This is a genomic window from Alteribacter lacisalsi (assembly GCF_003226345.1).
Classification (GTDB): Bacteria; Bacillota; Bacilli; order Bacillales; family Salisediminibacteriaceae; genus Alteribacter; species Alteribacter lacisalsi.
Map to the genome: position 1 here is coordinate 128,744 of NZ_PDOF01000004.1, position 24,406 is coordinate 153,149.

The 24,406-nt window shown below is 49.6% G+C and carries 25 protein-coding genes, 2 tRNA genes, 1 rRNA gene and 1 riboswitch; of the genes, 7 read left to right on the forward strand and 21 right to left on the reverse strand.

Annotated elements, in window-relative coordinates; all coding sequences use genetic code 11:
- The 4 genes from CR205_RS18880 to CR205_RS18895 all read right to left on the reverse strand — a co-directional run bounded on the left by CR205_RS18880 (position 1) and on the right by CR205_RS18895 (position 922).
- Positions 1–76: transfer RNA gene (locus tag CR205_RS18880), tRNA-Thr, on the reverse strand.
- Between the two features lies 1 nt (position 77).
- Positions 78–152: transfer RNA gene (locus tag CR205_RS18885), tRNA-Asn, on the reverse strand.
- Positions 153–404: 252 nt separating this feature from the next.
- Positions 405–521 (reverse strand): 5S ribosomal RNA (gene rrf, locus CR205_RS18890).
- A gap of 152 nt (positions 522–673) precedes the next feature.
- A complete protein-coding gene (locus CR205_RS18895) occupies positions 674–922 on the reverse strand; it encodes a hypothetical protein (protein ID WP_110521707.1) in 249 nt (82 codons plus the stop codon).
- Between the two features lie 227 nt (positions 923–1,149).
- Between CR205_RS18895 and pdaB the strand changes: the two genes are divergently transcribed.
- Positions 1,150–1,911 (forward strand): polysaccharide deacetylase family sporulation protein PdaB, encoded by a 762-nt coding sequence (pdaB, locus tag CR205_RS18900; protein WP_110521708.1) that lies wholly within the window; start codon positions 1,150–1,152, stop codon positions 1,909–1,911.
- Positions 1,912–1,980: 69 nt separating this feature from the next.
- Here the strand turns inward: pdaB and CR205_RS18905 are convergent, their stop codons facing one another.
- Positions 1,981–2,571 carry a KinB-signaling pathway activation protein gene (locus CR205_RS18905; RefSeq protein ID WP_110521820.1) on the reverse strand — a complete coding sequence of 197 codons (591 nt, stop codon included), beginning with the start codon at positions 2,569–2,571 and terminating at the stop codon, positions 1,981–1,983.
- 187 nt (positions 2,572–2,758) lie between these two features.
- Here CR205_RS18905 and gerD point away from each other — a divergent pair, with 187 nt between their 5' ends.
- Positions 2,759–3,427, forward strand: a complete 669-nt coding sequence (gene gerD, locus CR205_RS18910; RefSeq protein WP_161524838.1) for a spore germination lipoprotein GerD — start codon at positions 2,759–2,761, stop codon at positions 3,425–3,427.
- Positions 3,428–3,501: 74 nt separating this feature from the next.
- Here the strand turns inward: gerD and CR205_RS18915 are convergent, their stop codons facing one another.
- The 6 genes from CR205_RS18915 to CR205_RS18940 form a co-directional block, all read right to left on the reverse strand.
- Positions 3,502–4,560 carry a P-loop NTPase gene (locus CR205_RS18915; RefSeq protein WP_110521709.1) on the reverse strand — a complete coding sequence of 353 codons (1,059 nt, stop codon included), beginning with the start codon at positions 4,558–4,560 and terminating at the stop codon, positions 3,502–3,504.
- Positions 4,561–4,674: 114 nt separating this feature from the next.
- Entirely contained in the window at positions 4,675–5,394 is a 720-nt protein-coding gene (cwlD, locus tag CR205_RS18920) for an N-acetylmuramoyl-L-alanine amidase CwlD (protein WP_236634908.1), read from the reverse strand.
- A gap of 90 nt (positions 5,395–5,484) precedes the next feature.
- Entirely contained in the window at positions 5,485–5,922 is a 438-nt protein-coding gene (locus CR205_RS18925; protein WP_110521710.1) for a DUF2521 family protein, read from the reverse strand.
- 433 nt (positions 5,923–6,355) lie between these two features.
- Positions 6,356–6,526 carry a hypothetical protein gene (locus CR205_RS20360; RefSeq protein WP_161524839.1) on the reverse strand — a complete coding sequence of 57 codons (171 nt, stop codon included), beginning with the start codon at positions 6,524–6,526 and terminating at the stop codon, positions 6,356–6,358.
- Positions 6,527–6,586: 60 nt separating this feature from the next.
- Positions 6,587–8,104, reverse strand: a complete 1,518-nt coding sequence (locus CR205_RS18935; protein WP_110521822.1) for an ABC transporter permease/substrate-binding protein — start codon at positions 8,102–8,104, stop codon at positions 6,587–6,589.
- Positions 8,105–8,115: 11 nt separating this feature from the next.
- Positions 8,116–9,183: an ABC transporter ATP-binding protein gene (locus tag CR205_RS18940; RefSeq protein ID WP_110521712.1), complete on the reverse strand. Its 1,068-nt coding sequence runs from the start codon at positions 9,181–9,183 to the stop codon at positions 8,116–8,118.
- 170 nt (positions 9,184–9,353) lie between these two features.
- Here CR205_RS18940 and CR205_RS18945 point away from each other — a divergent pair, with 170 nt between their 5' ends.
- The 3 genes from CR205_RS18945 (at position 9,354) to CR205_RS18955 (ending at position 12,416) form a co-directional block, all read left to right on the forward strand.
- On the forward strand, positions 9,354–10,139 hold the full coding sequence (locus CR205_RS18945) for an SDR family oxidoreductase (protein ID WP_110521713.1): 786 nt from the start codon (positions 9,354–9,356) through the stop codon (positions 10,137–10,139).
- 119 nt (positions 10,140–10,258) lie between these two features.
- A complete protein-coding gene (alr, locus tag CR205_RS18950; protein WP_161524840.1) occupies positions 10,259–11,386 on the forward strand; it encodes an alanine racemase in 1,128 nt (375 codons plus the stop codon).
- Positions 11,387–11,637: 251 nt separating this feature from the next.
- Positions 11,638–11,815: riboswitch (cobalamin riboswitch) on the forward strand.
- A 133-nt stretch (positions 11,816–11,948) separates the two neighbouring features.
- The gene (locus CR205_RS18955) at positions 11,949–12,416 is read left to right on the forward strand and encodes an acyl-CoA thioesterase (RefSeq protein ID WP_110521715.1); all 468 of its coding nucleotides are present in this window, start codon (positions 11,949–11,951) and stop codon (positions 12,414–12,416) included.
- Positions 12,417–12,492: 76 nt separating this feature from the next.
- Here the strand turns inward: CR205_RS18955 and CR205_RS18960 are convergent, their stop codons facing one another.
- The 10 genes from CR205_RS18960 to gnd all read right to left on the reverse strand — a co-directional run bounded on the left by CR205_RS18960 (position 12,493) and on the right by gnd (position 21,697).
- Positions 12,493–13,488, reverse strand: a complete 996-nt coding sequence (locus tag CR205_RS18960; protein ID WP_110521716.1) for a C-terminal binding protein — start codon at positions 13,486–13,488, stop codon at positions 12,493–12,495.
- A 25-nt stretch (positions 13,489–13,513) separates the two neighbouring features.
- A complete protein-coding gene (gene rpiA, locus CR205_RS18965; RefSeq protein ID WP_110521717.1) occupies positions 13,514–14,188 on the reverse strand; it encodes a ribose-5-phosphate isomerase RpiA in 675 nt (224 codons plus the stop codon).
- Positions 14,189–14,198: 10 nt separating this feature from the next.
- Positions 14,199–14,825 carry a bifunctional 4-hydroxy-2-oxoglutarate aldolase/2-dehydro-3-deoxy-phosphogluconate aldolase gene (locus tag CR205_RS18970; RefSeq protein ID WP_110521718.1) on the reverse strand — a complete coding sequence of 209 codons (627 nt, stop codon included), beginning with the start codon at positions 14,823–14,825 and terminating at the stop codon, positions 14,199–14,201.
- Between the two features lie 26 nt (positions 14,826–14,851).
- A complete protein-coding gene (locus CR205_RS18975) occupies positions 14,852–15,841 on the reverse strand; it encodes a sugar kinase (protein WP_201745422.1) in 990 nt (329 codons plus the stop codon).
- A gap of 37 nt (positions 15,842–15,878) precedes the next feature.
- Positions 15,879–17,027, reverse strand: coding sequence for a galactonate dehydratase (gene dgoD / locus CR205_RS18980; RefSeq protein ID WP_110521719.1), 1,149 nt, complete (start codon positions 17,025–17,027; stop codon positions 15,879–15,881).
- Between the two features lie 283 nt (positions 17,028–17,310).
- Positions 17,311–17,568, reverse strand: a complete 258-nt coding sequence (locus tag CR205_RS18985) for an HPr family phosphocarrier protein (protein ID WP_110521720.1) — start codon at positions 17,566–17,568, stop codon at positions 17,311–17,313.
- A 54-nt stretch (positions 17,569–17,622) separates the two neighbouring features.
- Positions 17,623–18,903, reverse strand: coding sequence for a TRAP transporter large permease (locus tag CR205_RS18990; RefSeq protein ID WP_110521721.1), 1,281 nt, complete (start codon positions 18,901–18,903; stop codon positions 17,623–17,625).
- A 12-nt stretch (positions 18,904–18,915) separates the two neighbouring features.
- Positions 18,916–19,527 (reverse strand): TRAP transporter small permease, encoded by a 612-nt coding sequence (locus tag CR205_RS18995; RefSeq protein WP_328587737.1) that lies wholly within the window; start codon positions 19,525–19,527, stop codon positions 18,916–18,918.
- A gap of 81 nt (positions 19,528–19,608) precedes the next feature.
- On the reverse strand, positions 19,609–20,718 hold the full coding sequence (locus CR205_RS19000; protein WP_110521722.1) for a TRAP transporter substrate-binding protein: 1,110 nt from the start codon (positions 20,716–20,718) through the stop codon (positions 19,609–19,611).
- Between the two features lie 82 nt (positions 20,719–20,800).
- The gene (gnd, locus tag CR205_RS19005) at positions 20,801–21,697 is read right to left on the reverse strand and encodes a phosphogluconate dehydrogenase (NAD(+)-dependent, decarboxylating) (protein WP_110521723.1); all 897 of its coding nucleotides are present in this window, start codon (positions 21,695–21,697) and stop codon (positions 20,801–20,803) included.
- Between the two features lie 166 nt (positions 21,698–21,863).
- Here gnd and CR205_RS19010 point away from each other — a divergent pair, with 166 nt between their 5' ends.
- Positions 21,864–22,721 (forward strand): MurR/RpiR family transcriptional regulator, encoded by an 858-nt coding sequence (locus CR205_RS19010; RefSeq protein ID WP_110521724.1) that lies wholly within the window; start codon positions 21,864–21,866, stop codon positions 22,719–22,721.
- 22 nt (positions 22,722–22,743) lie between these two features.
- Positions 22,744–24,267 carry a gluconokinase gene (locus tag CR205_RS19015; protein WP_110521725.1) on the forward strand — a complete coding sequence of 508 codons (1,524 nt, stop codon included), beginning with the start codon at positions 22,744–22,746 and terminating at the stop codon, positions 24,265–24,267.
- Positions 24,268–24,406 lie beyond the last annotated feature (139 nt).

Sequence of the window (24,406 nt, forward strand, 5' to 3'; positions counted from 1 at the left end):
TGGAGCTTCCTAGCGGGCTTGAACCGCTGACCTCATCCTTACCATGGATGCGCTCTACCAACTGAGCTAAGGAAGCATGGCTCCACAGGTAGGACTCGAACCTACGACCGATCGGTTAACAGCCGATTGCTCTACCACTGAGCTACTGTGGAATAATACTGAATTGCCGTTAAGCGGCGAATGTCTTCGTCATCTGCAGTCGATCGGGCAGTCACGTACTGTTGTACGCTCCTTTCCTCTCTTCCTTGTTTCCTCGACCTTCTTGCTTTCCGGCAATTCAGGTCTTGAAAACGCGGCGAATCTCTTCGTCATCTGCAGTCGATCGGGCAGTCACGTACTGTTGTACGCTCCTTTCCTCTCTTCACTTCGGCTTTTTCAGGAGGATAAAAATGTCCGGATCACATGCCCAGCGGCGTCCTACTCTCACAGGGGGAGATCCCCCAACTACCATCGGCGCTGGAGAGCTTAACTTCCGTGTTCGGCATGGGAACGGGTGTGGCCTCTCCGCTGTCGCCACTAGACAATGTTATCTCAGACATTTGATATCATACTACAGATCCCGTTGATTTGGCAAGGGGTATGCAATAGTTTTTTACCAAAAATCATGCTTGTCCACTAACAGAAAGCTTCACCAGTTACGAGGCCCGTTTGGGTCAGTTAAGTGGGTAAATATTTATTTGGTTTTACAGTCAGGCTGAACCTGCCTTGAAGAGCGGTTATGTCTCACATACTTCATGTATTCCTGCGGTTTTACAAACCGTTTATACATGCGGAAAATAATCTGATACCGTTCTTCCATTGCCCGCTTGACGATTCCTTCGATTCGGGAATCGGTCAGATCAAGCAGAAGTTCTTCCAGTTCACGCTTAAGTAAGTACTCCATTTCCTGTGTTTCTTTTGCATTAAGCATCAATCCAAACATAGGTCACCTCGGCTTCCAGCATGTGCGTCATCTTATGACTGTTCTCGGTGGGTGTACTCGAACGCGATTGATATCGTGCTCCTTTACAAATTATTTTCCACTTCTTTACTTTTTATTCACAACGAATTTTCAGGCTTTTTCCCGGCCGGAAAAAGTTTGTCTCTCCTGTTCATAAATGCCCGTCCACGGAATACATATGAGGTAACAATGGACAAGGAGGGCTCCTGATGAATTTTTTCTGGGTATGGAGTGCCAAACGTTTAAAACGCTATACAATTGTTGTACTGGCTGCGCTGTTTACAGCCGGGATCCTTTATGTAGAACGGACACAGATTCCTGTTTTTTCAACTGGTGAAAAACCGGTCGCCATTTACAAGGTGGAGACGGAAGACAAGGACATAGCCCTGACCTTTAACATCAGCTGGGGAGAAGAGCGCGCGCTTCCGATTCTTGATGTGCTGAAAGAAAACAGCGTGGAGAACGCCACCTTCTTCCTTTCTGCTGCCTGGGCTGAGCGTCACCCTGAGATCGTGGAGCGGATCCTTGAGGACGGCCACGAAATCGGCAGTCATGGCTTCCGGCATGAGCACTATACAAAATGGGAAGATGATTCAATCAAAAAAGACATTCTCACCGCCCACGAGATCATTAAAAAAGTGAGCGACACGACACCGCAGTTTCTCCGTCCGCCTAACGGAAATTTCGACGAGCGAGTTCTGGAAATTGCCGAAAAACTCAACTATGATGTGGTGCACTGGAGCATTGACTCCCACGACTGGCTCAATCCTGGTGCTGATGAAATTATCGAGAATGTCGTGAGCAAAGCGTCACCGGGAGATATCGTTCTCTTCCACGCTTCCGACTCTGCCCAGCAGACAGCCGAAGCCCTGCCTGATATCCTGGATAAACTGAAATCAGACGGATTCACCTTCGTCTCTGTGTCAGAACTCATGACCGGTGCCGACACCACGACCGAGGAAATCCGCTAAAATGCAAAATGGGGACGGTTCCCGCGTAACATCTGTTACGCGGGAACCGTCCCCATTTCACATTCGACATTAATTCGGCTGTTCGTGGAGCCGGTGCAGCACGAGCAGCTGCCATGTGTTGGCTACAAGCAGCGGTACAATCGCCGTAAGCAGAAACGTCATATCGTTTTCCCTGAGAGCAGGGATCCACTCAATTGTAGTCACCACCACCATAAAGAACAGTGCCGGAATAAAGGCGGTGAAGTTCGTATCCTTCGCTTTCAGGTAGGCTACAATAACGGCGTAGACAAGAAGTAAAAACGGCAGTATTGCATAGTCCGTAATGGTCTCCTCAGCAGTACCGAATGCCCAGTAACGGAACAGCATCAAATCGAAAAGCGCAAACAGAATCAGGACGACCTGGATTCGGTTCCACAGCTTGGTGGATTTAAAGATCCCGAGCCCGAAGCGGTGAATTGTCAGGTACGCAAAGAAACCCATCTGTGCGATAATTGTCCAGATTCCCGCCCCGATAAAGAGCATGAATACGCCCCCCACCTGGCCGTTACGAAGATCCTGCATATGTGTATTAAAATCGAGCATGATGCCCATGAGTAAACCAGCTGTCGTTCCGATCAGAAACGTGCTCCAGAATAGAAAAACCACTTTTCTTGTATTCACAATCGTGCCTCCAGTATTCGTGTTAATGCCACCCTCCATTGTATCAGAACGCATAGTCCTGTATCCACTCTTTTTCCATCAATGAAGGAGCCATTTGTGGCAATTTAAGCAACTTATCCAGCCCGGCATAAACTCCCCCCTGTTGAGGCATATTAGGGACAAACGTATAAGAAAGGGGCTGGCACCGATGAGGCACGTCTTCACTAAGACAGCAGCCTTAAGCTTCGTTCTGGTCGGTTTACTCTTATTCACAGGCTGTGCAGCCGTGGAGGATCAGAGTCAGCCTGACTATGAAGACACGAAGAAAATGATGGTCGACATGCTTAAGACTGATGAAGGCAAGCAGGCAATTCAGGAAGTGCTCCAGGATGAAAAAGTAAGGGAATCCTTTGTGGTGGACCAGGTTTTTGTCAAGGACACGATTGAAAATACATTAACTACAGCACAGGGGAAAAACTTCTGGACTGAAATGAGCAAGGACGAGGAGTTCCGCAAGACGCTTGCAGAAAGCATGCAGGAGCGGAACGAGCAGGTTTTAAAAGGACTCATGAAGGATCCGGAGTATCAGGGCATGCTGATCAGCGTGATGCAGGATCCCGAAATGGAGGACGAGTACCTCGAACTTATGAAGAGCAAGGAGTACCGCAAGGAGGTCATGAACATCATGGCCGAGGCGTTTGAAAGTCCGTATTTTATCTCACGGCTTCAGGATATCATGAGCAAAGTCGCCGAAGAACAGATGGCAAAACAGGAAGAAGGCCAGGATGATGAATCCAGCCAGCAGGAAGAAGAGCCGTCATCCGCAGAGGAAGAAGAAAGCCAGATGGGGCAGGGCGGCGGAAGCGGCGGAAATTAATCCGTCCGCTGCCTGCTGTCCAGCAGGCAGGCCTGAAAAAATCCCGCAGACAACATGTCTGCGGGATTTCCTGTCTATTTACCGACTTTGTTAATTACTTTATCTGCAAGTTCCGAATAAATCTGTCCGATCTGGTGACTGTCATCGTAGACCGACGGCGCGAAATTTTCTTCATCGATATCCGGCTGGCCGAGCGGCACCTTCGCAAGAATTTCACTGTCCAGTACTTCTGCAAGCTTTTCTCCGCCTCCAGTGCCGAACACGTATTCCTTCTCGCCAGTGAGCTTACTTTCAAAGTACGCCATGTTCTCCACAATCCCGAGAATTTCATGCTCGGTTTTCAGGGCCATCGCACCGGCACGGGCAGCAACAAAGGCTGCTGTCGCGTGAGGGGTCGTCACGAGAATTTCCTTGCACTGTGGGATCATGGAATGTATATCGAGTGCCACGTCCCCTGTCCCCGGCGGGAGGTCAAGGACGAGATAATCAAGGTCGTCCCACTCGACTTCGTTAAAGAAGTTATTAAGCATTTTTCCGAGCATTGGACCACGCCAGATGATCGGGGAGTTGTCCTCCACGAAAAAGCCCATGGAAATGACCTGTACATCAAAGCGGTTCACGGGATAAATACGCTGGCCCACCACTTTCGGCCGTTCTTCAATTCCCATCATATCCGGGACACTGAACCCGTAAATATCGGCATCAATAATACCGACTTTTTTTCCTTTTTTCGCAAGCGACACAGCCAAATTCACACTCACGGTGGATTTACCGACCCCGCCTTTGCCGCTTGTTACGGCAATAAAGCTTGTTTTGCCGTTTTTCGCACGGTCAAGAATCGTTTCGCCTTCGTCTTCTTCCCCGGCACCACCGTGTTGGGCAATGACTTCTTCCGGCAGCTGTTCAAAGCGGAGTCCGACTGATTCGGCTCCTGCTCCCTTTACAGCGCTTACAACAGCCTGCTGAAGCTGCATCTGTTCCGCTGTGCCAGGCTGGGCAATCGCCAGCTTCAGGCTCACAAGGTTATCTTTTATCTTCAGTTCCTTAACTGATCCGAGTTCTGTCAGGCTCTTTCCCAAGTGGGGCTCCTGCACGCTTTTCAGCGCATCGAGTACTTGCTCTTCCGTAAGCATCTATAACACCGTCCTCTGCGTATTCGTATCTAAATGACTCCACCTCAAGTATAACACTGTGCCTGAGGGAAAAAAAGAATCCGCAAGCCTGCCGAAAAAAGAGAAAGAGGGCCATTACTGGCCCCCTCCCGGAATGGGATCTCCGTTTGCATAGCGTAAAATTCCTTCATACACCGAAGCCGCTACACTCTGCTGATAATCCTTCGTTTTCAGAAGCTGCGCTTCCGTCGGATTGGACAAAAATCCGACTTCGACGAGGGCGCCGGGAATTTTCGCCTGCTGAATCAGATAAACGCTGTTAATCGGCCGTGCATCTCTGTTTGTATTTTCAAGATTACGCATAATCTCAGCTTGAATCTGCATGGCCAGAACATCGCTTTTTTCGACCGCACGGTTATAAAAGGTCTGTGCCCCGCTCCACTTTGGCGTTGGAATCGCATTTAAATGAAGACTGATAAACAAGTCTGCGTTTGACCCGTTGATCAGTTCTACGCGCCGCTTTAAATCCTCCACCTTACGGGCCCGTATCCGTTTCGTCCCGTCCGCGGCAAGGTCATGATCCCCTTCCCGGGTCATGAGAACAAGCGCCCCTGCTTCCTGCAGATAATCGCGGAGAATAAAGGTGATTTCGAGCGCAATGTCTTTCTCCAGATCTCCTGCTCTGGATGATGCTCCCCCATCGATGCCTCCGTGACCTGGATCCAGGACAACAACCTTGCCGGACAAAGGCATGTTCAGCCCTGTTGAATCCTCACTCGTAAAAACAAATTGAACAAAAATAATAATACCGATTAAAGCCAGTACTCCTGCGGCCCAGATCCATCGTTTTCCCAAAGCCTCCCCCTCCTTGTCTCCACCAGTAATATATGGGACAAGAGCAGGTTTAAGAACCGTTTCGGGTCAGGCTGTCACAGGCCGACATCTCTAGTGCAGTTTCATTTTGTACCGCTTTACACCTTCATTAAAACCTTTTTCCCACCACCGGTGGACAAATGATTCGCTCAGCTGTCTGTAGCGCTCCTCGTCTTCCTCTGAGCCGTGGAGCCATGCCTGGAACTGTCCGGCTGACTGTTCAATGTATATATCAATTTCATCCATGCATCGGCTTTTTGCCATCTCTGCCGTTTCACCGAAATAGCCGAACCGCCCGTACTCGGAGCCGAGCAGAAAGGCGTCAATGCCGATGTCCACGGCAAAGTCCTCCAGATACATGTTGCTCACCCGGTCCATATAAATCGTCGTCATAAAATGCTGATGCACATCCTTGCGCATGTCAGTAATGGATAAACTGCGAAGCACCTTGCGTTCATAATTCCACTGTTTCTTTCGTCTTTTCTCACTGAATGATGTTATTAAATTCATGGCTCTCCGCCTCTTTTTTAGTCTTATTCTCTGCTCCCTCCTCTTTCTAACACCCGAAAAAACATCCCAGTTTCTCCAGATAAAATGCCGTTCACGAGCAAAAAGCCTCCGCTTATTCCTGAAAGCTGAAAAGCGGCTGGCTCCTGTTTTTTCCCAGCAAAAAAATGAGGCCGGGACAGAAGTGTTTTTTACAGACGAAAACCCGAACAATCGCAAGCCGGAGTAAATAACCGCTCCAGAAATATTCGCTGCTTTCCGCGGGAAGCGGCTGAGCCTCCGCGTGCTCAGCACTGCGGGGTCTCACCTGCGCTTTTCTTCCCGCAGGAGTCAGCAAATATTTCTTCCGCTTTATTACGATTTGTTCGGGTTCTCAACTTTACACTTCACTTATGTCCCAGCCTCATCATTTTTATCAGCCAGTCAAACACCTGCATCATAAATTATTCCGTTTTTTCTCATTTTGATATGCCTTCCAGTTCATCGCAATTCCGTACAGGCCCGTTGCGACTAGAAAGGCGCCTGCCCACCAGACAAGGTCAAGAAGCAGGATGCAGGAAATGACAAGAACAATGATCACAAGGATGTTTCGGATATACGTGTTCAAAGACCTTTCCTCCGGTTTCGTCTGTCTGGTTATAGTGTAGCGTAAAAGAACAGGGATGGTCTACTCGCTCAGCAGGCCTTCCCCTGTGAGAAACTCTCTCGCCACATCTTCCGCATTTTCATCGCCCACTTCGACCCGGTGGTTCATTTCCTGCATTTCCTCATCTGTGATCAGGCCTTCGAGCTGATTGAGAACAGGTTCGATTTCCGGATACTGTTCCAGCAAATCTCCCCTGACAAGTGGCGCGCCCTGGTAAGGCGGGAACAGCCCTTCATCGTCTTCCAGAACCGTCATGTCATATTCCTCAAAGTACCAGTCCGTTACGTAGGCATCCATCAGGTCAATGTCTCCTGACTGCAGGGCCTGGGGGCGAAGTCCTGCTTCCATCGTAACGACGTCAAGCTCAACACCATAGACATCCTGAATCCCCACGTAGCCGTCTTCCCGGTCCGCAAATTCGTGGGTAAATCCGGCAGTCAGATCATTGTTATAGGCAGTCAGATCGGAAATCGTTTCAACTCCGAGATCCTCCGCTGTATCAGTCAGCATACCGAGAGCATACGTATTGTTATACTGCATCGGACTCAGGAAGATCAGGCCGTACTCTTCCTCCATCCCGGCCCTTGCCTGTTCATAGACGTCCTGTTCATCAGTGGATTCGATATTTTCGTCCAGAAAGGTCATGAGCGCTGTTCCGGTAAATTCGAGATAAATATCAATGCTGCCCTGCTGAATCGCATTAAAAACAAAGTCTGTCTGGCCAAGGTCCGCTTCCAGGTCCACTGCCAGGTCCGTTTCTTCTTCAATCAGCAGTTTGTACATGTTAATGATAATTTCCGGCTCGGATCCGAGCTTACCCCCAATGGTAATGTCAGCCTGCTGAGGCCGGATCAGAAACGGCGCCGCCACAATCAGGATCGCTGTGAGAATAACAATCAGAATCGGTTTATTCGATCCTCCCCCCGATTTCCGCTCTGTAAAGCGCAGCACGGCATCAAAGAAAAGGGCCAGCAGCGCGGCTGGAATCGCCCCGAGAAGGATATATTCACTGTTGGACCTGGAAATTCCGAGCATAATCAGATCCCCAAGACCGCCTGCACCGATCAGCGCAGCCAGCGTGGCCGTTCCCACTATCAGCACCATGGACGTCCGGATCCCGGCCATAATGACGGGCATCGCCAGGGGAAGCTCGATTCTCCTCAGCCGTTTTAAAGAGCCCATCCCCATTCCGTCTGCTGCTTCTATGAGTGACGGGTCAATCTCCCTGATGCCTGTATATGTATTTCTCAGAATCGGGAGCAGGGCGTAAGCCGTAAGAGCCACTATCGCAGGAGTTGTGCCGATCCCAAGCAACGGAATCATAAAACCGAGAAGCGCGAGACTCGGAATCGTCTGAAGGACAGCTGACACGCCGATAATCGGTTCAGCTATCCGGGTTCTTCTGGTCAGAAAAATGCCTAACGGTAAAGCAATAAACACACTCAGTAGAAGAGAAATAATCGAGAGCTGCAGATGCTCCCATGTGGCCGCCCACAGAAGATCCTGGCGGTCCTGAACCAGCTGAAGGAAACTTTCCATATTCACACCCATCAGCTTTCACTCCCTTCTGTACGGGAGTCATTAAGATAAAAGGCTGTATCTTTAAGCGTCAGTGTTCCGATCAGCTTTTCCTTTTCCACAACCGGAAGTACGTCAAATCCCGACTTCTTAAATCGGTTCATCGCCTCTTTGATGGAACTCGTTTCAGTCAGCGTCCATTTAAACGGCTCTGGCTCGGTCCCTTCTTTGCCGGTATAAATACCTTTAAAGGTGCAGTCGGTTTTATCGAACAGATAAAGCGGCCAGGTTTCACTACCCGACGCCTCTTTTATTGTCCCCTTCATGAAAGGACTGCCCCTCTCAACGAGCGGTCTGATTTCATTTTCCCACACGGAACCTCGATCACCGATAAATTGTTTCACAAAGCTGCTGGCAGGATTGTTAACGAGATTCTCCGGTGTATCAATCTGGACAATCCTCCCTTCCTGCATCACGCAGACTCGGCTGCCGAGAGCAAGGGCCTCGTCCATGTCGTGCGTCACAAAGACGATCGTTTTTTTAATTTCCTTCTGAAGTTTCCGGAAATCCTTCTGAAGCTGCTCACGGCTGATCGGATCAAGCGCACTGAACGGCTCGTCCATTAAAAGGATATCAGGATCGCCTGCAAGAGCCCGGACGACCCCGATCCGCTGCTGCTGCCCCCCTGAAAGCTCCTTTGGTTTGCGGTTCCTGAATTTTACCGGCTCCATTCCGACCATCTCAAGAAGCTCGTCAATTCTTGCATCCGTCTTCTCTTTTTTCCACCCGATCATTTCAGGAACGACAGCGATATTTTCTGCAATCGTCATATGAGGGAAAAGAGCAATCTGCTGAAGGACATAACCGATATTCCAGCGGAGCTTTTTCACATCCTGCTCACGGATATCCTTTCCGTTTATCCTGATCGTTCCACCTGACGGTTCGATCAGCCGGTTAATCATTTTCATCGTTGTTGTCTTGCCGCAGCCGCTCGGTCCAATGAGCACAAAAAATTCACCTTCTTCAACCGAAAAATTGAGACCGTCAGCCCCTTTTGTTCCATCATCAAATTGTTTTGTGACGTCTTTAAACTGGATCATCTGCTTCCCTTCTTTCAGTGATGGAATAAAAACACTCTCGAATTATTTCCACTTCCTGCTCCCTGCTAAACTTAGGATTTACCAAACGCCGGAAATCCGTGCAAAAACGTTAGCGATCACCAATCAGGGGAATACACCTTTATACACCACGAAACAAGGAGTGAATGTTTATGACACAGAAAATGAAAGACAAAGTGGCCCTCGTTACCGGTGGCGGTTCGGGAATTGGAAAATCATCCGCTCTGCTGCTGGCAAAGGAAGGGGCAAAGGTTGTCCTTGCTGATGTAAATATGCAGGAAGCAGAAAAAACGAAAAATGAAATTGAATCGGCCGGCGGTGAAGTCCTGGTCGTGGAAGCAGATGTGTCCAACCCGGATCACATGCGCAAATGCTACAGCAGTCTCATCAATCGCTTCGGCAGACTGGACGCCATTTTTGCCAACGCAGGCATCAATGGGACGATCACCCCGATCGAAGATATGGAAGCTGATGAATGGGATCAAACGATCAGTACCAATCTGAAAAGTACCTTTCTCACGTTAAAATACGCCATTCCCCATATGAAGGAAAACGGCGGAAGCGTGATTATTACCAGTTCAATTAACGGCACCCGGATCTTTAAAAACTTCGGATTTTCCGCTTACAGTTCATCAAAAGCCGGGCAGATGGCGTTCGGAAAAATGGCTGCACTGGAACTGGCGAAGTATCATATTCGGGTCAATATCATCTGTCCCGGCGCCATTGAGACAAACATCGGAGAGAATACCTTCCCCGAAGACGACGCTCTCAAAAAAGTGAAGGTGCCGGTTGAGTACCCGGAAGGAAATCAGCCTCTTGAACACCGTCCCGGAAAACCGGAAGAAGCGGCTGAACTCGTATTGTTCCTTGCTTCCGATGCTTCCAGACACATAACAGGAACAGAGCTGTTTATCGACGGGGCGGAATCCCTTCTGTAACTCTTTTCCTGATCCTTTTTCGTGCTATAATCCCCCTATCTTTTTACAGTTTTCTGTTATATTATTACAGAGTACTTCGTAATTAATAAAATTTTCAAAATACAGAGGAGATGTTTGCTTTGCAATGGGTTGAAGTCAACCTCGACCATCTGGAGCACAACCTCGAGGTCATGCACCGCACGTGTAAACCCGCTTCTATTTTCGCTGTAATTAAAGGGAACGCCTATAATCACGGAATGATTCCTGTTGCCAGGATGCTGGACGGTCACCATCTCGTCACGCATTTAGCTGCAGGGCGTGAAGAGGATGCCGTTCTCCTCAGAAAAGAGGGGATCACCTCTCCCATTCTGCTTCTGTCTCCTTACTTTGATGAAAATAAAATTGTAGCAAACACGATTACACCAACCATTACTTCAGTAAATGACCTCCATAAGCTGTACCTCGAGGTGAGAAAGCAGGAGTGCAGAAAACCGTATCCATTTCACCTGAAAATCAATACAGGCATGAACCGGTTCGGCCTTCAGCCGGACGAGCTGGAAACGTTTCTCGAAGTGTACAAAGACTACAGCCGCACACTTGCACTTGAAGGATGTTTTTCGCACCTGAGTAACGGTCTGAAAAACAAGGCATCCCATTCTCTCAAACAGAAAGCCGTGTTTGAAAAAACGCTCGAAACGATCCGGGGAAAAGGAATCGAGATTACCTATGCCCACCTCGCTGCAAGTCATGTGGCTCTGGGAGACTCGAGGTTCCACTTCGATGCGGTTCGTACGGGCAATGCTTTATATGGACAAGCCCAGAACAGCAAACAGGAGTTCAAACATGCGCTCACCTGGAAAACGCGGATTCAGGATATCTACAATGTCCCAGCCGGCGAATCAATCGGGTACGGTCTTTCACGCCCGTCAAAAGAAAAAAAGCGGGTTGCCGTCATTCCCGTCGGTACGGTCGACGGTCTCGGACTCGTCAGACAGGCTCCTCCTGAGTCTGTAAAAGATGTGATCAGACAGATCCTGAAAACGGGCTATCACTATCTTAAAGCACCGTCACCGTTTCAATACGGGTCCACTCCCCTCCGCCCTCTCGGCAAACAGGGAATGGAGTTCACACTGCTCGATATTACCGCCCATCCTGACATTACAATCGGCAGTGAAGTCCGGATCAACAGCTCGCTTTTTGCCCTCCCATCCCAGGCCGAAGTTGTGTATGTGAGAGACCGCAAGCAAGTCCACGCCTCCAACTACTGATTATGTTAAGCGGGGACGGTTCCCGCTTAACATTTTGGCTCTGTTAAAGTCTAATGTTGATTTAACCAAGTTGATTGGAACGAACGAGCGACACTCCTGCAGGGCGATTTTCCCGAGGAGGCTCCAGTGGTGCCCGCGGAAAGGGAGCGCAGTGAGAGAAAATCAACAACTGACAGAGCCAACATTTTAAAGCAGGACGGCACAAAGCAGCCATGCTGTAATGCGAAAAGCAGGATCACAATTGAATAGCAGCATTTTCACATGCAACAGGTGGCCACTCAGCTTAAAAGGGAAGCCCGGTTCAAAGCCGGCACGGTCGCGCCACTGTAAGGATGAAGCTCCTACGTCCTGCGCCTGTCCCCTCGGGACGGGAAGGGGGAAGGAGGAATGATTCCGAGTCAGGATACCTGCCTGTTGTCTGCACTTGTACCTACGCGTCATAGGGAGGAGTGATATGAACAGGCTTTAGATTATTTACCTGTGCCTATCTGTATCCAACTGCTCTCTAACCTCCACGGTAGAGGGCTTTTTTCATGAAAAAAAACGACAGGAGACCTGTAAAATGACACAAACATACCCGATGAAACGCTCTAAGACCATTCAGACAAAACTTGTTCTGCCACCCGATACAAATCATCTGCAGACGATCTTCGGCGGAAAGGTTCTGTCCTACATTGATGAAATCGCAGCCCTGGCAGCCATGAAGCACGCCAATACCGTGGTAGTCACCGCCTCAATTGATTCTGTGGACTTCTTATCCTCCGCCAAGGTTGGGGATGCCCTTGAACTGGAGGCCCTCGTCACCTACACAGGACGGACTTCAATGGAGGTTTATGTTCGCGTCTATTCCCATAACCTTCTGAGCGGAAAACGGACCCTGACAACCGAATCCTTCCTGACCATGGTAAGTGTGGACAGCAGCGGGCGGCCATCTCCCGTCCCTGCTGTAGTGCCTGAAACAGAGGAAGAAAAGAAGCTGTTTGAAACAGCCGAAGAACGGCGAAAGCACCGCAAAAACCGGTCATCCTGATTCTGTATCCTCGTGAAAATCGTAAAAAAACAGGCTCCCTTTCCTTGCAAAGAAGGAAAAGAGAGCCTGTTTCTGTTCAGTATTTTGTTTCCAGGGAGAGCCGGTCCTCCACTTCGCGGTTAACAAGATATTTCGGAAAAAAACCATTGAGCACATCTGCGATATTCTGTGCTGACTTCCGTTTCAGCTCCTGTTCAGCTTCAACCGAATAAAACGCAGCATGGGGATTCAAGATCACCTGATCCATCGTCAGCAGCGGGTTGTTCTTTTCAACAGGCTCTTTTTCCAGAACATCCAGCGCTGCTCCGGCAATTTCTTTTTTCCTGAGAGCGTCAATTAATGCCTGCTCATCGATGATCGGGCCCCTTGCTGTATTAATAATACAGGCGGTTTCCTTCATGGCGGCAAACTGGTCTTTACTAATGATTTTTTCCGTGCGCGCATTTAACGGAAGGTGTACGGAAATGTAGTCGGATTCCCGGCACACCTCGTTTAGCTCCAGTAATTCTACACCGAGTTCTCCTGCCATTTCCTCAGGAACAAACGGGTCGAAGGCAATGACCCTGAGACCGAATGCCTGTGCTTTTTTTGTCAGGTTCTGAGGAATGTTTCCGAAGCCGATCAGACCCAGCGTGGACCCTCTCAGACGGTACATGGGAGCAGCCGCGTTAAAATCCCACTCCCCTGCTTTTACATTCTGATTTAAGAGAACGGTTTTCCTCGCGCTTGCCAGGAGCAGTGCCATCGCATGATCGGCCACTTCATCCAGACAGTAGTCCGTTACGTTACTGACTACAATGCCTTTTTCATTTGCTTTAGCCACATCAACCGTATTAAAGCCGACACCGTATCTGGCAATAACTTTACAGTTGTCCAGCGCTTCAATAACCTTCGTTCCCAGTGGGGCATACTGATTGAGCAGGGCATCCGCATCCCGGCACTTTTCAATTACTTCCTCTTCCGTACGGCACTGTTCAAACACGAGTTCCACATCCAGATCTGAGAACACATCTTTTTCAGGTTCAAACGATGTGTACTCAGAATCGGTAACGACAACCTTATATTTCGCCATGGTTTCACCTCATCAGTCTCTTTTTTTATCTCCGCTCAATGGATACGTCATGGTGAGATCCAGTCACAATCACATCTGCAAGATCCGTAAAAATTCCTGTTTCCACTACACCTGTCATCGTTTTCAGGACAGTGTGGAGTTCTGGATTGACCTTTCCCACCCCGAACGCACAGTCCAGAATATAATTTCCGTTATCCGTCACAAATGGCACACCATCAGCCGTTCTAAGTTCGGGCCGGCAACCTGTCCCAGCCACCAGTTTTGTGGTCTTCTCCCAGGCAAACGGGGTAATTTCAACGGGTACCGGGAATTTCCCGAGCTCGTCCACCCGTTTGCTGTAATCAACGATGATGATTTTCATCTCCGCAAGTTCGAGGATCATTTTCTCACGGAGAAGAGACCCACCCCCGCCTTTAATCAGGGTAAAATTGCGGTCGGCTTCGTCTGCTCCGTCAACAGCGAGATCCAGACGATCGACCTGATCGATTCCGATTACCGGGATGCCCAGCTCCCGGGCCAGCTTCTCCGTTTTCACTGAAGAGGAAACGCCCGTTACGTTCAGACCTTCCCTGACACGCTCACCGAGCTTTTTCAGCATCCAGTTTACTGTCGTGCCGGAGCCCAGACCTATCGTCATTTTGTCCTCAATGAATGTGACTGCCTTTTCCCCGGCACGGCGTTTCATATTTTCTGACGTCATTTCCTTCACCTTACTTCACTTTACTCATAATCCGCCTGGCACGGGCGGTGATTTCATGGAAGCTGCTGCTTTCAACGGCTTTGCTGTCCACCAGGGAACTCCCCATTCCACAGGCAACAGCGCCTGCGTTCCAGTAATCCTGGATATTTTCCTCATGAATCCCCCCGGTAGGAACGATTGGAATGTGAGGAAACGGCCCTTTAAGCTCTTTAATATAGCGCGGTCCGAATGCCGAGGCAGGGAACACCTTCACGCAGTCCGCTCCATGCTCCACCGCCTGCACCATTTCAGTTGGGGTAAGGACACCGGGAATGGAGATAACCCCGTACCGCTTCGCTGCTTTGACAACACTCTCATTATAGTTCGGGGAAAAGATAAAGGCTGCCCCCGCGTGAATGGCATTGACAGCCGTCACTTCATCCATGACGGTACCGGCACCAATCCAGGCCCGGTCTCCGTATCTTTTGTTGAGTTCAGCAAGTGTACGGGCTGAATCCGGCTTCTGCATCGTTAATTCGAGATTGGTAATCCCGCCCTCCAGCAGGGCTTCCACAATGTCGTATACTTTGTCTTCCGGCGGCGTTCTTAATACAGCTATAACTGGGGATTCTTCAAGCTGCTTCAGATTTGATCCCATTTCCAAACACCTCTCCATTCCTTCTGTTATCGGTTTACTTCCTCTACTACGGTTCCTTCTGTTTCTGCTTCTGCCTGCCTGATCATCGCATCAAGCTCCGCCTCTCTTGGAAAGCCTTCAATATCTCCTGAAACCTGCACCGTAACTGCGCCGGCTGCATTTCCATATTTAACAGCTTCCTTCATACCGGCGTTTTTCAGACATGCGCTCAGGAAGCCGGCTGCAAATGCGTCGCCCGCACCGATTGGATCAATCACTTCGGAAACGGGATAGCCCGGCACCGTCCCGGATTCTTCAGGAGTGGAAAAATAAGCGCCCTTTGCGCCAAGCTTTACAATGACAGTGACCTCAGGGTTTTTCTTCCGGTAAAAGGCGGCTATCTCCTCTTCATCATAGCTTCCTGTCAGCTGCCAGCCTTCTGTCTGACCGATAAGGATGATATCAGAACGTTCGGCAATGTGGTTCAGCCGGGTGACAGCCTCCTGCCGGTCAGGCCAGAGCTTCAGACGGATGTTCGGGTCAAATACGACCGGAATATTCTGCTCGCGGCTGATTTTCAGCAGTTCCTCGGTAACTTCAGAGCAGCTTTCGCTTAAAGCAGGTAGAATCCCTGATACGAGAACGTACCTGGCTTCTTTAAAATAGCTGCGGTCAAGAAGAGACTTATCGAGCCTGCTTGCAGCAGAGCCAGCGCGGTAATAGTAGACATTTACCGCATTACCTGACTTTCTTTCCTTGAAAAACACCCCCGTTGGTGCCTCGTGATCCACACTTACCAGAGAAGTGTCGACCCCTTCCCCGCGAATCACCTGGCGGACATAATTTCCGAACGGGTCGTTACCGATACGGCTGATCCAGCCGGCCCGGTGGCCAAGACGGCTCAGACCCACCGCCACATTGGACTCCGCCCCGCCGATCTGCTTTGTAAAGGAGTGGGCATATTCCAGCGGTACCGACTGGTCGGGATTTAAAATAATCATTGTTTCCCCGGCTGTGATAACTTCCGGCAGATTCATGAACAGACCTCCTCTTCCAATTTAACGAACCCTTTTTCTACCACTCTGCGACACTGCCGTCTTTGTGGCGCCAGACCGGGTTCTTCCATCTAAACTGATCATCGTGGGCACGGCGGATTTTTTCCTCGTCAATTTCCACACCGAGACCCGGTCCTTTCGGAAGCGCAACGTGACCTTCATTAAAATGAAAGACCGACTCGTCCTTCACGTAATCCTTCAGATCATTTCCAACATTATAGTGAATACCAAAGCTCTGCTCCTGAATGAAGGCATTGTGCGAAACGGCATCCACCTGCAGGCAGGAAGCAAGGGCAATCGGTCCGAGCGGACAGTGAGGGGCGAGTGCGATATCATAGGCTTCTGCCATCGCGGCAATCTTTCTGCACTCCGTTATGCCTCCCGCATGGGACAGATCAGGCTGAATAATATCCGCATAGCCCTGTTCAAAGAGCGGTTTAAAATCCCATCTCGAATACATTCTCTCTCCTGTAGCAATTGGAATGCTCGTGTGGCGTGCAATTTCTGCCAGCGCTTCATTGTTTTCCGGCAGAACAGGCTCCTCGATAAACATCGGTCTGTAGGGCTCGAGTGCTTTTGCGAGTATTTTGGCCATCGGTTTGTGGACCCGGCCGTGAAAATCAATTCCCACGTCCACCTTATCGCCTACCGCGTCTCGGATCGCTGCAATCCGGTTTACCGCCTCATCTATTTTCGTATAGGAATCGATGTACTGAAGTTCGTTGGTTGCGTTCATCTTCACTGCGGTAAAACCCTGTTCGAGCTGCTGCTGGACAGCACTTGCCACATCGTCGGGTCTGTCTCCCCCGATCCAGGAGTAGACGCGCATTTTATCCCGGCAGGCCCCTCCCAGGAGCTCGTAAACCGGTACATCAAGCCATTTCCCCTTAATATCCCAGAGCGCCTGGTCGATGCCTGAAATCGCACTCATATGAACCGGACCTCCGCGGTAAAACCCTCCGCGGTAAAGGACATTCCAGATGTCTTCAATCGCAAGGGGATTGGCTCCTATTAGGTAGTCTTTAAGCTCCTCCACCGCAGCTTTAACTGTATGGGCACGGCCTTCGACCACCGGCTCGCCCCATCCTGTGACTCCTTCATCGGTTTCCACTTTCAGAAAGCACCACCTCGGCGGCACGACAAAACATTCCATAGACGTTATTCTCATAAGTTTCGGCTCCTCCTCTGATCATCTCTGTACGACTGCAAAAAAAGAGCGGTGGGAAGACGGACCGTCGTCCGGCCACCCGCCGCCTGTACCTGAACTTAAAGCTGGTTTCTGAAAAATTGTTGTTTTATTACGCTGCAGGCGGATGCTTTCCGCGGGCATCGTTTCATCCTCTTCGGGAAAAACGCCCTGCGGGGTCTTCAACTAATGCTATTCCCGCAGGAGTCACCGCCTTCCGCTTCATATTCATTAATTCTTTAGCAGCAATCTATACGATCACAGCCTAACTTAAAAACTGAACCACTTTACCGAGGGCCTCTTCTGCGTCTGATCCTTCGGCGCGCAGGGTGACTCTGTCCCCGTTGCCGATGCGGAGACTTACGAGACCGAGAAGGCTTTTCACGTTCGCTTCCACAACGTTCCCGCCTGAACGGTTCACCAGGTAAACATCTGATTTAAACGGGGCAAGCAGCTGGGTCAGTTCCACGATCGTCTGTTTTTCGTTCAGGTTAATGGTAATTTCGGCTGTATGCTTTTCCATACAACCACCTCCTTAAAGGGATTTATGACAATTGTTCCCCGCTCTCTGCCCTGGCTATCTGAATGACGGAAGATACAGGGATATCTGCGGGATAAAGGTGATGATCAGAAGTGCGATAATCATCATCACGAAGTAAGGGATAACCCCTCTGGCAATCGACATAATCGACAGCCCCGAGATTCCCGAACTCACAAACAGGTTTACCCCTAACGGCGGCGTAATAAATCCAATTGCAAGTGTCACAATCATGACCATACCGAAATGAACCGGATCGTAACCGAATTCTATCGCAACCGGAAGCAGAAGCGGTGTAAGAATGATAATGGCTGCGAGTGTGTCCATGAAACAACCTACAATCAGCAGCAGTATAATAATGAGGATCATGATGATGACTGGATTTTCGGAAATCGTCACCATCCAGTTTGCGATCCGCGTTGGCACCTGCTGCCTGGTGAGAAGCTGACCGAAAGCGGTCGCAGAACCTACTACCACAAGGACCGTTGCTGTCGTCAGGGAACCGGAAGCGAGAACACTCGGCACTTTTGACAGCGGAAGCTCACGATAAACAAATACACTCACAATCAGGCCGTAGACAACAGCGATTACAGCTGCTTCAGTGGGTGTAAAGATGCCCCCATATATACCACCAAGAATAATAATCGGAATGAGAAGGGCCCACTTGGCATCCCAGCATTCCCTCCCGAATTTTTTAAAGGAAAACGGCTCGGTTGTGGTTCCTTTATAGCCCATCTTTTTTGAATAAAAGTAGGCAAATGCAATTAATCCGGCAGCAACAATCAGACCCGGGAAAATACCGGCAATGAACAGATCCCCGATTGACGTGGAACCGGTTACCCCGTACATCACCATCGGAATACTCGGAGGGATCATGACACCGAGAGAGCCTGCTGCAGCGACAGTTGCCGTTGCAAATCGCTTATCATAGCCAAGGTTGACCATCGCCGGAATCATCATACCTCCGATTGCGGCTACAGTCGCCGGTGCAGATCCTGAGATGGCTGCAAAAAACAGAGCGGTAATAATGGTCGCAATGGCAAAGCCGCCTGTTTTGTTGCCGACCAGGGAATTAGCAACGCCAAACAGTCGTTCCGTAATTCCTCCCCGTCCCATAATCTCACCGGCAATAATGAAGAATGGCACAGCCATCAGTGGAAATGAATCGATCGACGTTACCATGGCCTGCGCCAGGAATTCAAATGACAGCACATCGGCAAACATAATGGTGAGCAGTGTTGCAACGCCCAGTGCAATTCCGACCGGCACACTCAGCGCCAGTAAGATCGCAAAGCTTATAAACAATATTGCCTCAGTCACGGTTTCTCCCTCCTATCTATCCGTTTTTGGATTGTCGTTATCGGTTTTTATCAGGTCTTCAGGATTTTCCTTTTCACTGCTTTCAATCAGCTCGTCCTGATCCTCAAGGGCCTTATCATGTTCAAGTTCAACAGAGAAATCGCCTTTACCGGCAAGGGCACGCCCTTGCTGAATGAGCTGCTGAATAAGACGGATGATCGTCAGCCCCATTCCAACCGGTGTTGCCAGATACACAAATCCCATAGGAATACCAAGCCCCGGTGATCTCTGACCGAGTTCAAGAATACGCTGGGCAATATCATTGCCGTAATAGACAATAACGGCAGCAAACGCAAGGAAAATAACATTGGAAATCATGTTCAGGATGATTTTCCCCCGCTCCTTAAACAGAACGAGCAGGACATCCACTTTAATATGCCGCTGTTTCTTAATGCCGTAACTGATTCCGATATAGACGAGCCAGATGAACGAGAACCGCGCCAGCTCCTCCGACCACGGAAGGGAATTATCGAGGACTGCCCGCATGAAGATCTGCAGGGCAATGATAAATACCATGATGCCGGAAAAAATAACGAGCAGCACTTCTTCTATGTGCTCATCCAGCCATCGTATAACACGCATCATAAGTACACCGCCTTTCCAGCACAGAAACTGGTTGATTAATTGAGCAGAAGGAACTGCCGCTCAGCAGTTCCTTCACGTTTATTATTGCTCTGGGTTGTATTCAGAGTTTTCAATGGCATCATAGAATCGATCTACGAAGTCCTGATCCATTTCCTGAGCGAAACGGTCGTTGACAGGCTGGACAATGTCAGCCATTTCCTGTCTCGCTTCGTCCGTTACTTCGGTGTATTCCACACCTTCCTCTACGAGAGCGTCAAGGAGCTCTTCATTCTGATTACGGTTTTCCTCAATCTGGAATTCGCCAGCTTCCTGGGCAGCATCACGTACGAGCTGCTGATAGTCTTCCGGGAGCCCATCATAAAACTGCTTGCTCATAAGAAACACAAACGGGCTGTAAACGTGGTTTGTATTGGAATAGTGGTCCTGAACCTCGTAGTAGCCTTCAAGATAAATAGTTGCAAGCGGGTTTTCCTGGCCGTCTACTGTACCCTGCTGCATCGCTGTGAACAGTTCACCAAACGCCATTGGTGTAGGATTGGCACCGAGCTCGGAGAACGCTGCCAGATGAACTTCGTTTTCCATTGTCCGGAGCGTCAGACCCTGAAAGTCGTCCGCAGTTGCTACCGGCTGAACACTGTTTGTAAGGTCACGATAGCCGTTTTCCCACCATGCAAGACCAACCATCTCCTGATCTTCAAGGCTTGCAAGAAGCTCGTCTCCCATTTCACCATTCAGCACGTCCATTGCGACTTCCTCATTAGGGAAAAGGAACGGAAAATCAAGAATCGCATATTCCTCAACAAAGTTTGTAACTGGTGCTGTGGAAGGAATCGTTACTTCCTGGCTTCCAAGCTGAAGCGCTTCCATCATCTGACGATCGTCCCCAAGCTGTGAGCTGTGATAGGTTTCCACATATACATCTCCATCTGTTCCTTCTTCCACGAGCTCTTTAAACCGCAGCAGACCTTCATACTGTGGATGCTGATTGTTCAGGCCGATCCCTGCTTCAATAACGTAGGAAGCCTCTGCACTGCTGTACTCGGAATCCTCTTCTCCGTTGGTATCGCTTTCATTTTCGTCATTGTTACCTGTATCTGCACCGTTTGAAGCGTCATCGTCTCCTCCGCATGCTGCAAGTCCTGCTACAAGGGCCAGTGAGGCCACACCAGTGAATAGCTGTTTCTTTTTCATGATTTCTTCACTCCTCTTTAATGTTAGGGGGAGTCTCATCCCCCTGTATATATCTTTCATCGTGCCGGTTTGACTTCCCGCGCTACTTCTTCACTACCGCATGACCGCCGAATTCGTTTCTGAGTGCCGCGACGACTTTTCCTGTAAACGTATCGTCCTCAAGGGAACGGTAACGCATCATGAGAGAAAGGGCGATCACAGGTGCAGGCACCTGCAGATCAAGAGATGATTCAACCGTCCATTTGCCTTCACCCGAGGAATTCATCACCCCTCTGATTTCGTCAAGCTTAGGATCCTTTGAAAAAGCATTCTGTGTAAGCTCCATCAGCCAGGAGCGGATCACCGACCCGTTGTTCCAGACTTTTGCCACCTGCTCATAGTCATAATCAAACTGGCTCTTTTCGAGAATATCGAAGCCTTCTGCAATCGACTGCATCATGCCGTACTCGATTCCGTTATGAATCATTTTGAGGAAGTGTCCGCTTCCCGGTTCACCGGCATGGTGGTAACCGTTTTCAACAGTGGTATCAATAAAAATCTGTTCGATTTGTCCGATGACTTCCGAATCGCCTCCGACCATCATGCAGGCGCCTTCACGTGCACCGTCCACACCGCCGCTTGTCCCGACATCAACAAAATGAATACCGTTTTCCTTCAAAAGATCCGCTCTTCTGAGGGAGTCTTTATAATTGGAGTTTCCCCCGTCAATCACAATGTCGCCTGCTTCAAGAAGACCGTTCAGCTTGACTACGACTTCCTCGGTAATGTCTCCTGCCGGCACCATCAGCCAGATGACTCTTGGTCCCTCCAGGCTTTTCACCGTTTCTTCTATGCTGTAAGCGGGAATCGCACCCTCACTATGAAGCGCTTTCACCTGATCCGTGTTCACGTCGTTTACAACGACTTCATGGTTGTGATCCAGCAGATTCAAACCTAGGTTGTACCCCATCTTGCCGAGACCGATCAATCCAATCTTCATGTCATCACTCCTTTTTATATGAAAAAAGAAATATCATTTCCTGTTAACCCTATTATAAGATAAAAAATTTCTTTTTCAATACCTTTGTTTGAAAAAATATTTTTTTATTTTTGGATATGCTATATACTAGACAAAAGAAACACAACGCGGAAAAGGAGGATGTACAATGTCACAGTTTGATCAGGGCCTCTGCAAGCATCGGATCAAGGCCTCTTACAATGAATTTCGCGCCAAGGAAAAAGTCATCGCGGACTATGTGATGGAGCATCCGGAAAAAATTATTCATTCCACGATCAGTCAGGTGGCTGAAAATCTGAACGTGGCTGAAGCCACTGTATTCAGGTTCTGCAAAAGAATCGGCTTCAAGGGATACCAGGCAATGAAAATTGCGCTTGCTTCGGAAATTGTAAATGATGTGAAGGATATTCATGAGACGATTCAGGAGGGCGATGATGAAAAACAGATCGCCGAAAAAGTATTCAAATCAAATATCCGCACGCTCGAAGACACCCTCTCGGTGATCGACAGTGACAAAATGAAAAAAGCTGTTGATATCCTGGTCAGTGCAAATCGTATTGAATTTTACGGAAACGGGGGCTCCGGCGTTATTGCCCAGGATGCCCATCATAAATTTATCCGCACCGGCATTCCCACTGCCGCCTACAGTGATTCCCACTTTCAGATGATGTCGGCTTCCCAGCTGTCTGAAAAGGATGCCGTCGTGTTTATCTCCCACTCGGGTACGAACAGGAATATCCTTCAGACGCTTCAGGTGGTGCAGGAGCATCGGATTCCGACGATCGGGATTACATCTCTTGCTAAATCTCCATTGAGTGAAAAAGTGGATGTGGCTCTTTTTACTCTTTCCGGAGAAACAGAGTACCGCTCTGAAGCGCTGGCTTCCCGTCTTGCCCAGCTGAGTCTGATTGACGCTCTTTATGTAAACGTTAGCATTCGCAGAAAAGAGCAGATGCAGGAATCGGTCAATAAAATGAGACAGGCGATTTCAAGAACAAGGATTTAACAGCCAAAGGAGTTATTCAGCTATGGTCAAACAGTATGCAATCGGTCTTGATATTGGAACGACAAGTGCAAAAGCCGTCATTTTTAATAAAAACGGGGATGTCATTTCAGAGGATGAACAGGGGTACCCGGTCGTGCACCGGCAGCCTTCCTGGTCGGAGCAGGATCCGCTTCAGATAGAAACAGCCGCCATTACGGCCATCCGGCAGGCAATCGAGAAAAACAGTATCGATAAAGAAGATATTATTTCAGTGGGTCTCTCTTCGGCAATGCACTCGCTGATCTGTACAGATGGAAAAAACTGTCCGTTATCCCCTTCCCTTACATGGGCTGACGGCCGGAGCACGGACCAGGCAGAGACGTTAAAATCAACCGGCACAGGGGAACGCATCTATTTAAAAACGGGCACACCGATTCATCCCATGTCCCCCCTTGTCAAACTGATCTGGATGAAGGAAAACCGATATGAACCCTACCTGAAGGCCCGGAAGTTCCTTTCAATCAAGGAATTCCTCACCTCCCGCTGGTTTGGAACTGATGCGGTGGATTACTCCGTGGCATCAGCCACCGGTCTCTTCAACATTTACACCCGGGAGTGGCACTCTGAAGCCCTGGAACTGGCAGGCATTCATGAGCGTCAGCTGTCCAGCCCGGTTCCGGCTGACTATCTCTTTACAGGCCTCGCTCCAGAAGTCGCCCATAAGATGGGGCTCCATCCCGCTGTACCTTTTGCCGCGGGCGGCAGCGACGGTCCCCTTGCCAATCTCGGGATCGGAGCCGTCCGTCCGGGTGAAACGGCTATCACGATCGGAACGAGCGGTGCCATCAGACAAATGTCCTCCGCCCCGCATACAGATGAGCGGCAGGAAGTCTTCTGCTATTCGTTTACAGACGACCTCTGGGTGCTCGGCGGGCCGACAAATAATGGCGGCAACGTACTGGAGTGGCTTAAAAACACAATCGGACAGACAGAAGTGGCGCACGCCAGGCAGTCGGAGCAGGATCCCTACTCCCTGCTAATTGATGCGGCAAAAGAGATTGAGCCAGGGGCGGAGCGTCTTCTGTTCCTCCCTTATCTGAACGGCGAGCGGGCTCCCCACTGGGATGCGTCTGCAAGAGGGGCGTTTGTAGGCCTATCCGCCAGCCACACCCGCTATCATATGGCGCGAGCCGGACTCGAAGGGGTGCTGCTGGCTATTTTGAGCGTGTCGCACTCTCTTGAGGAACTCACTGGGGAAACCGATACGCTGTATGCAAGCGGCGGATTTGCCCGTTCCGGGATGTGGGTGCAGATGCTTGCCGACATGTTCGGTCACAGCGTTCACCTGCCGGTTTCCCACCAGAGTTCCGCATGGGGTGCAGCCTGGGTGAGCCTGTATGCTGTAAACGAAGTACCGGATCTTGCCTCAATTAAAAACAGTATCCCAATGAAGGATATCGTCGTTCCAAACTTGGACAACCATAAAAGGTATGCGGAGATTCATAAGGTCTTCACCGGTCTCTACGAAGCCCTGAAACCATCCTTCCACCAGCTCCGGAGAATGTAAGGTGGGGACGGTTCGTGTTTTGCATATTCAGCTGGAGTCAGTGGAGCTGGAGATGGCTTGCATTTTCAGGTGACTGGTTAATTTGCTTCTGGCGGAGTCGCAGCCTTTCTTTCCATAGATTATTTTGTAATATACAGCT

Excerpts from the sequence above, each read along its gene's own strand:
- CR205_RS18895 (WP_110521707.1), bottom strand. The coding sequence starts at position 922 with ATGTTTGGATTGATGCTTAATGCAAAAGAAACACAGGAAATGGAGTAC.
- pdaB (WP_110521708.1), top strand. The coding sequence starts at position 1,150 with ATGAATTTTTTCTGGGTATGGAGTGCCAAACGTTTAAAACGCTATACA.
- gerD (WP_161524838.1), top strand. The coding sequence starts at position 2,759 with ATGAGGCACGTCTTCACTAAGACAGCAGCCTTAAGCTTCGTTCTGGTC.
- CR205_RS18915 (WP_110521709.1), bottom strand. The coding sequence starts at position 4,560 with ATGCTTACGGAAGAGCAAGTACTCGATGCGCTGAAAAGCGTGCAGGAG.
- CR205_RS18925 (WP_110521710.1), bottom strand. The coding sequence starts at position 5,922 with ATGAATTTAATAACATCATTCAGTGAGAAAAGACGAAAGAAACAGTGG.
- CR205_RS18935 (WP_110521822.1), bottom strand. The coding sequence starts at position 8,104 with ATGGAAAGTTTCCTTCAGCTGGTTCAGGACCGCCAGGATCTTCTGTGG.
- CR205_RS18940 (WP_110521712.1), bottom strand. The coding sequence starts at position 9,183 with ATGATCCAGTTTAAAGACGTCACAAAACAATTTGATGATGGAACAAAA.
- CR205_RS18945 (WP_110521713.1), top strand. The coding sequence starts at position 9,354 with ATGACACAGAAAATGAAAGACAAAGTGGCCCTCGTTACCGGTGGCGGT.
- CR205_RS18955 (WP_110521715.1), top strand. The coding sequence starts at position 11,949 with ATGACACAAACATACCCGATGAAACGCTCTAAGACCATTCAGACAAAA.
- CR205_RS18960 (WP_110521716.1), bottom strand. The coding sequence starts at position 13,488 with ATGGCGAAATATAAGGTTGTCGTTACCGATTCTGAGTACACATCGTTT.
- rpiA (WP_110521717.1), bottom strand. The coding sequence starts at position 14,188 with ATGACGTCAGAAAATATGAAACGCCGTGCCGGGGAAAAGGCAGTCACA.
- CR205_RS18970 (WP_110521718.1), bottom strand. The coding sequence starts at position 14,825 with ATGGGATCAAATCTGAAGCAGCTTGAAGAATCCCCAGTTATAGCTGTA.
- CR205_RS18975 (WP_201745422.1), bottom strand. The coding sequence starts at position 15,841 with ATGAATCTGCCGGAAGTTATCACAGCCGGGGAAACAATGATTATTTTA.
- dgoD (WP_110521719.1), bottom strand. The coding sequence starts at position 17,027 with ATGAGAATAACGTCTATGGAATGTTTTGTCGTGCCGCCGAGGTGGTGC.
- CR205_RS18985 (WP_110521720.1), bottom strand. The coding sequence starts at position 17,568 with ATGGAAAAGCATACAGCCGAAATTACCATTAACCTGAACGAAAAACAG.
- CR205_RS18995 (WP_328587737.1), bottom strand. The coding sequence starts at position 19,527 with ATGATGCGTGTTATACGATGGCTGGATGAGCACATAGAAGAAGTGCTG.
- CR205_RS19000 (WP_110521722.1), bottom strand. The coding sequence starts at position 20,718 with ATGAAAAAGAAACAGCTATTCACTGGTGTGGCCTCACTGGCCCTTGTA.
- gnd (WP_110521723.1), bottom strand. The coding sequence starts at position 21,697 with ATGAAGATTGGATTGATCGGTCTCGGCAAGATGGGGTACAACCTAGGT.
- CR205_RS19010 (WP_110521724.1), top strand. The coding sequence starts at position 21,864 with ATGTCACAGTTTGATCAGGGCCTCTGCAAGCATCGGATCAAGGCCTCT.
- CR205_RS19015 (WP_110521725.1), top strand. The coding sequence starts at position 22,744 with ATGGTCAAACAGTATGCAATCGGTCTTGATATTGGAACGACAAGTGCA.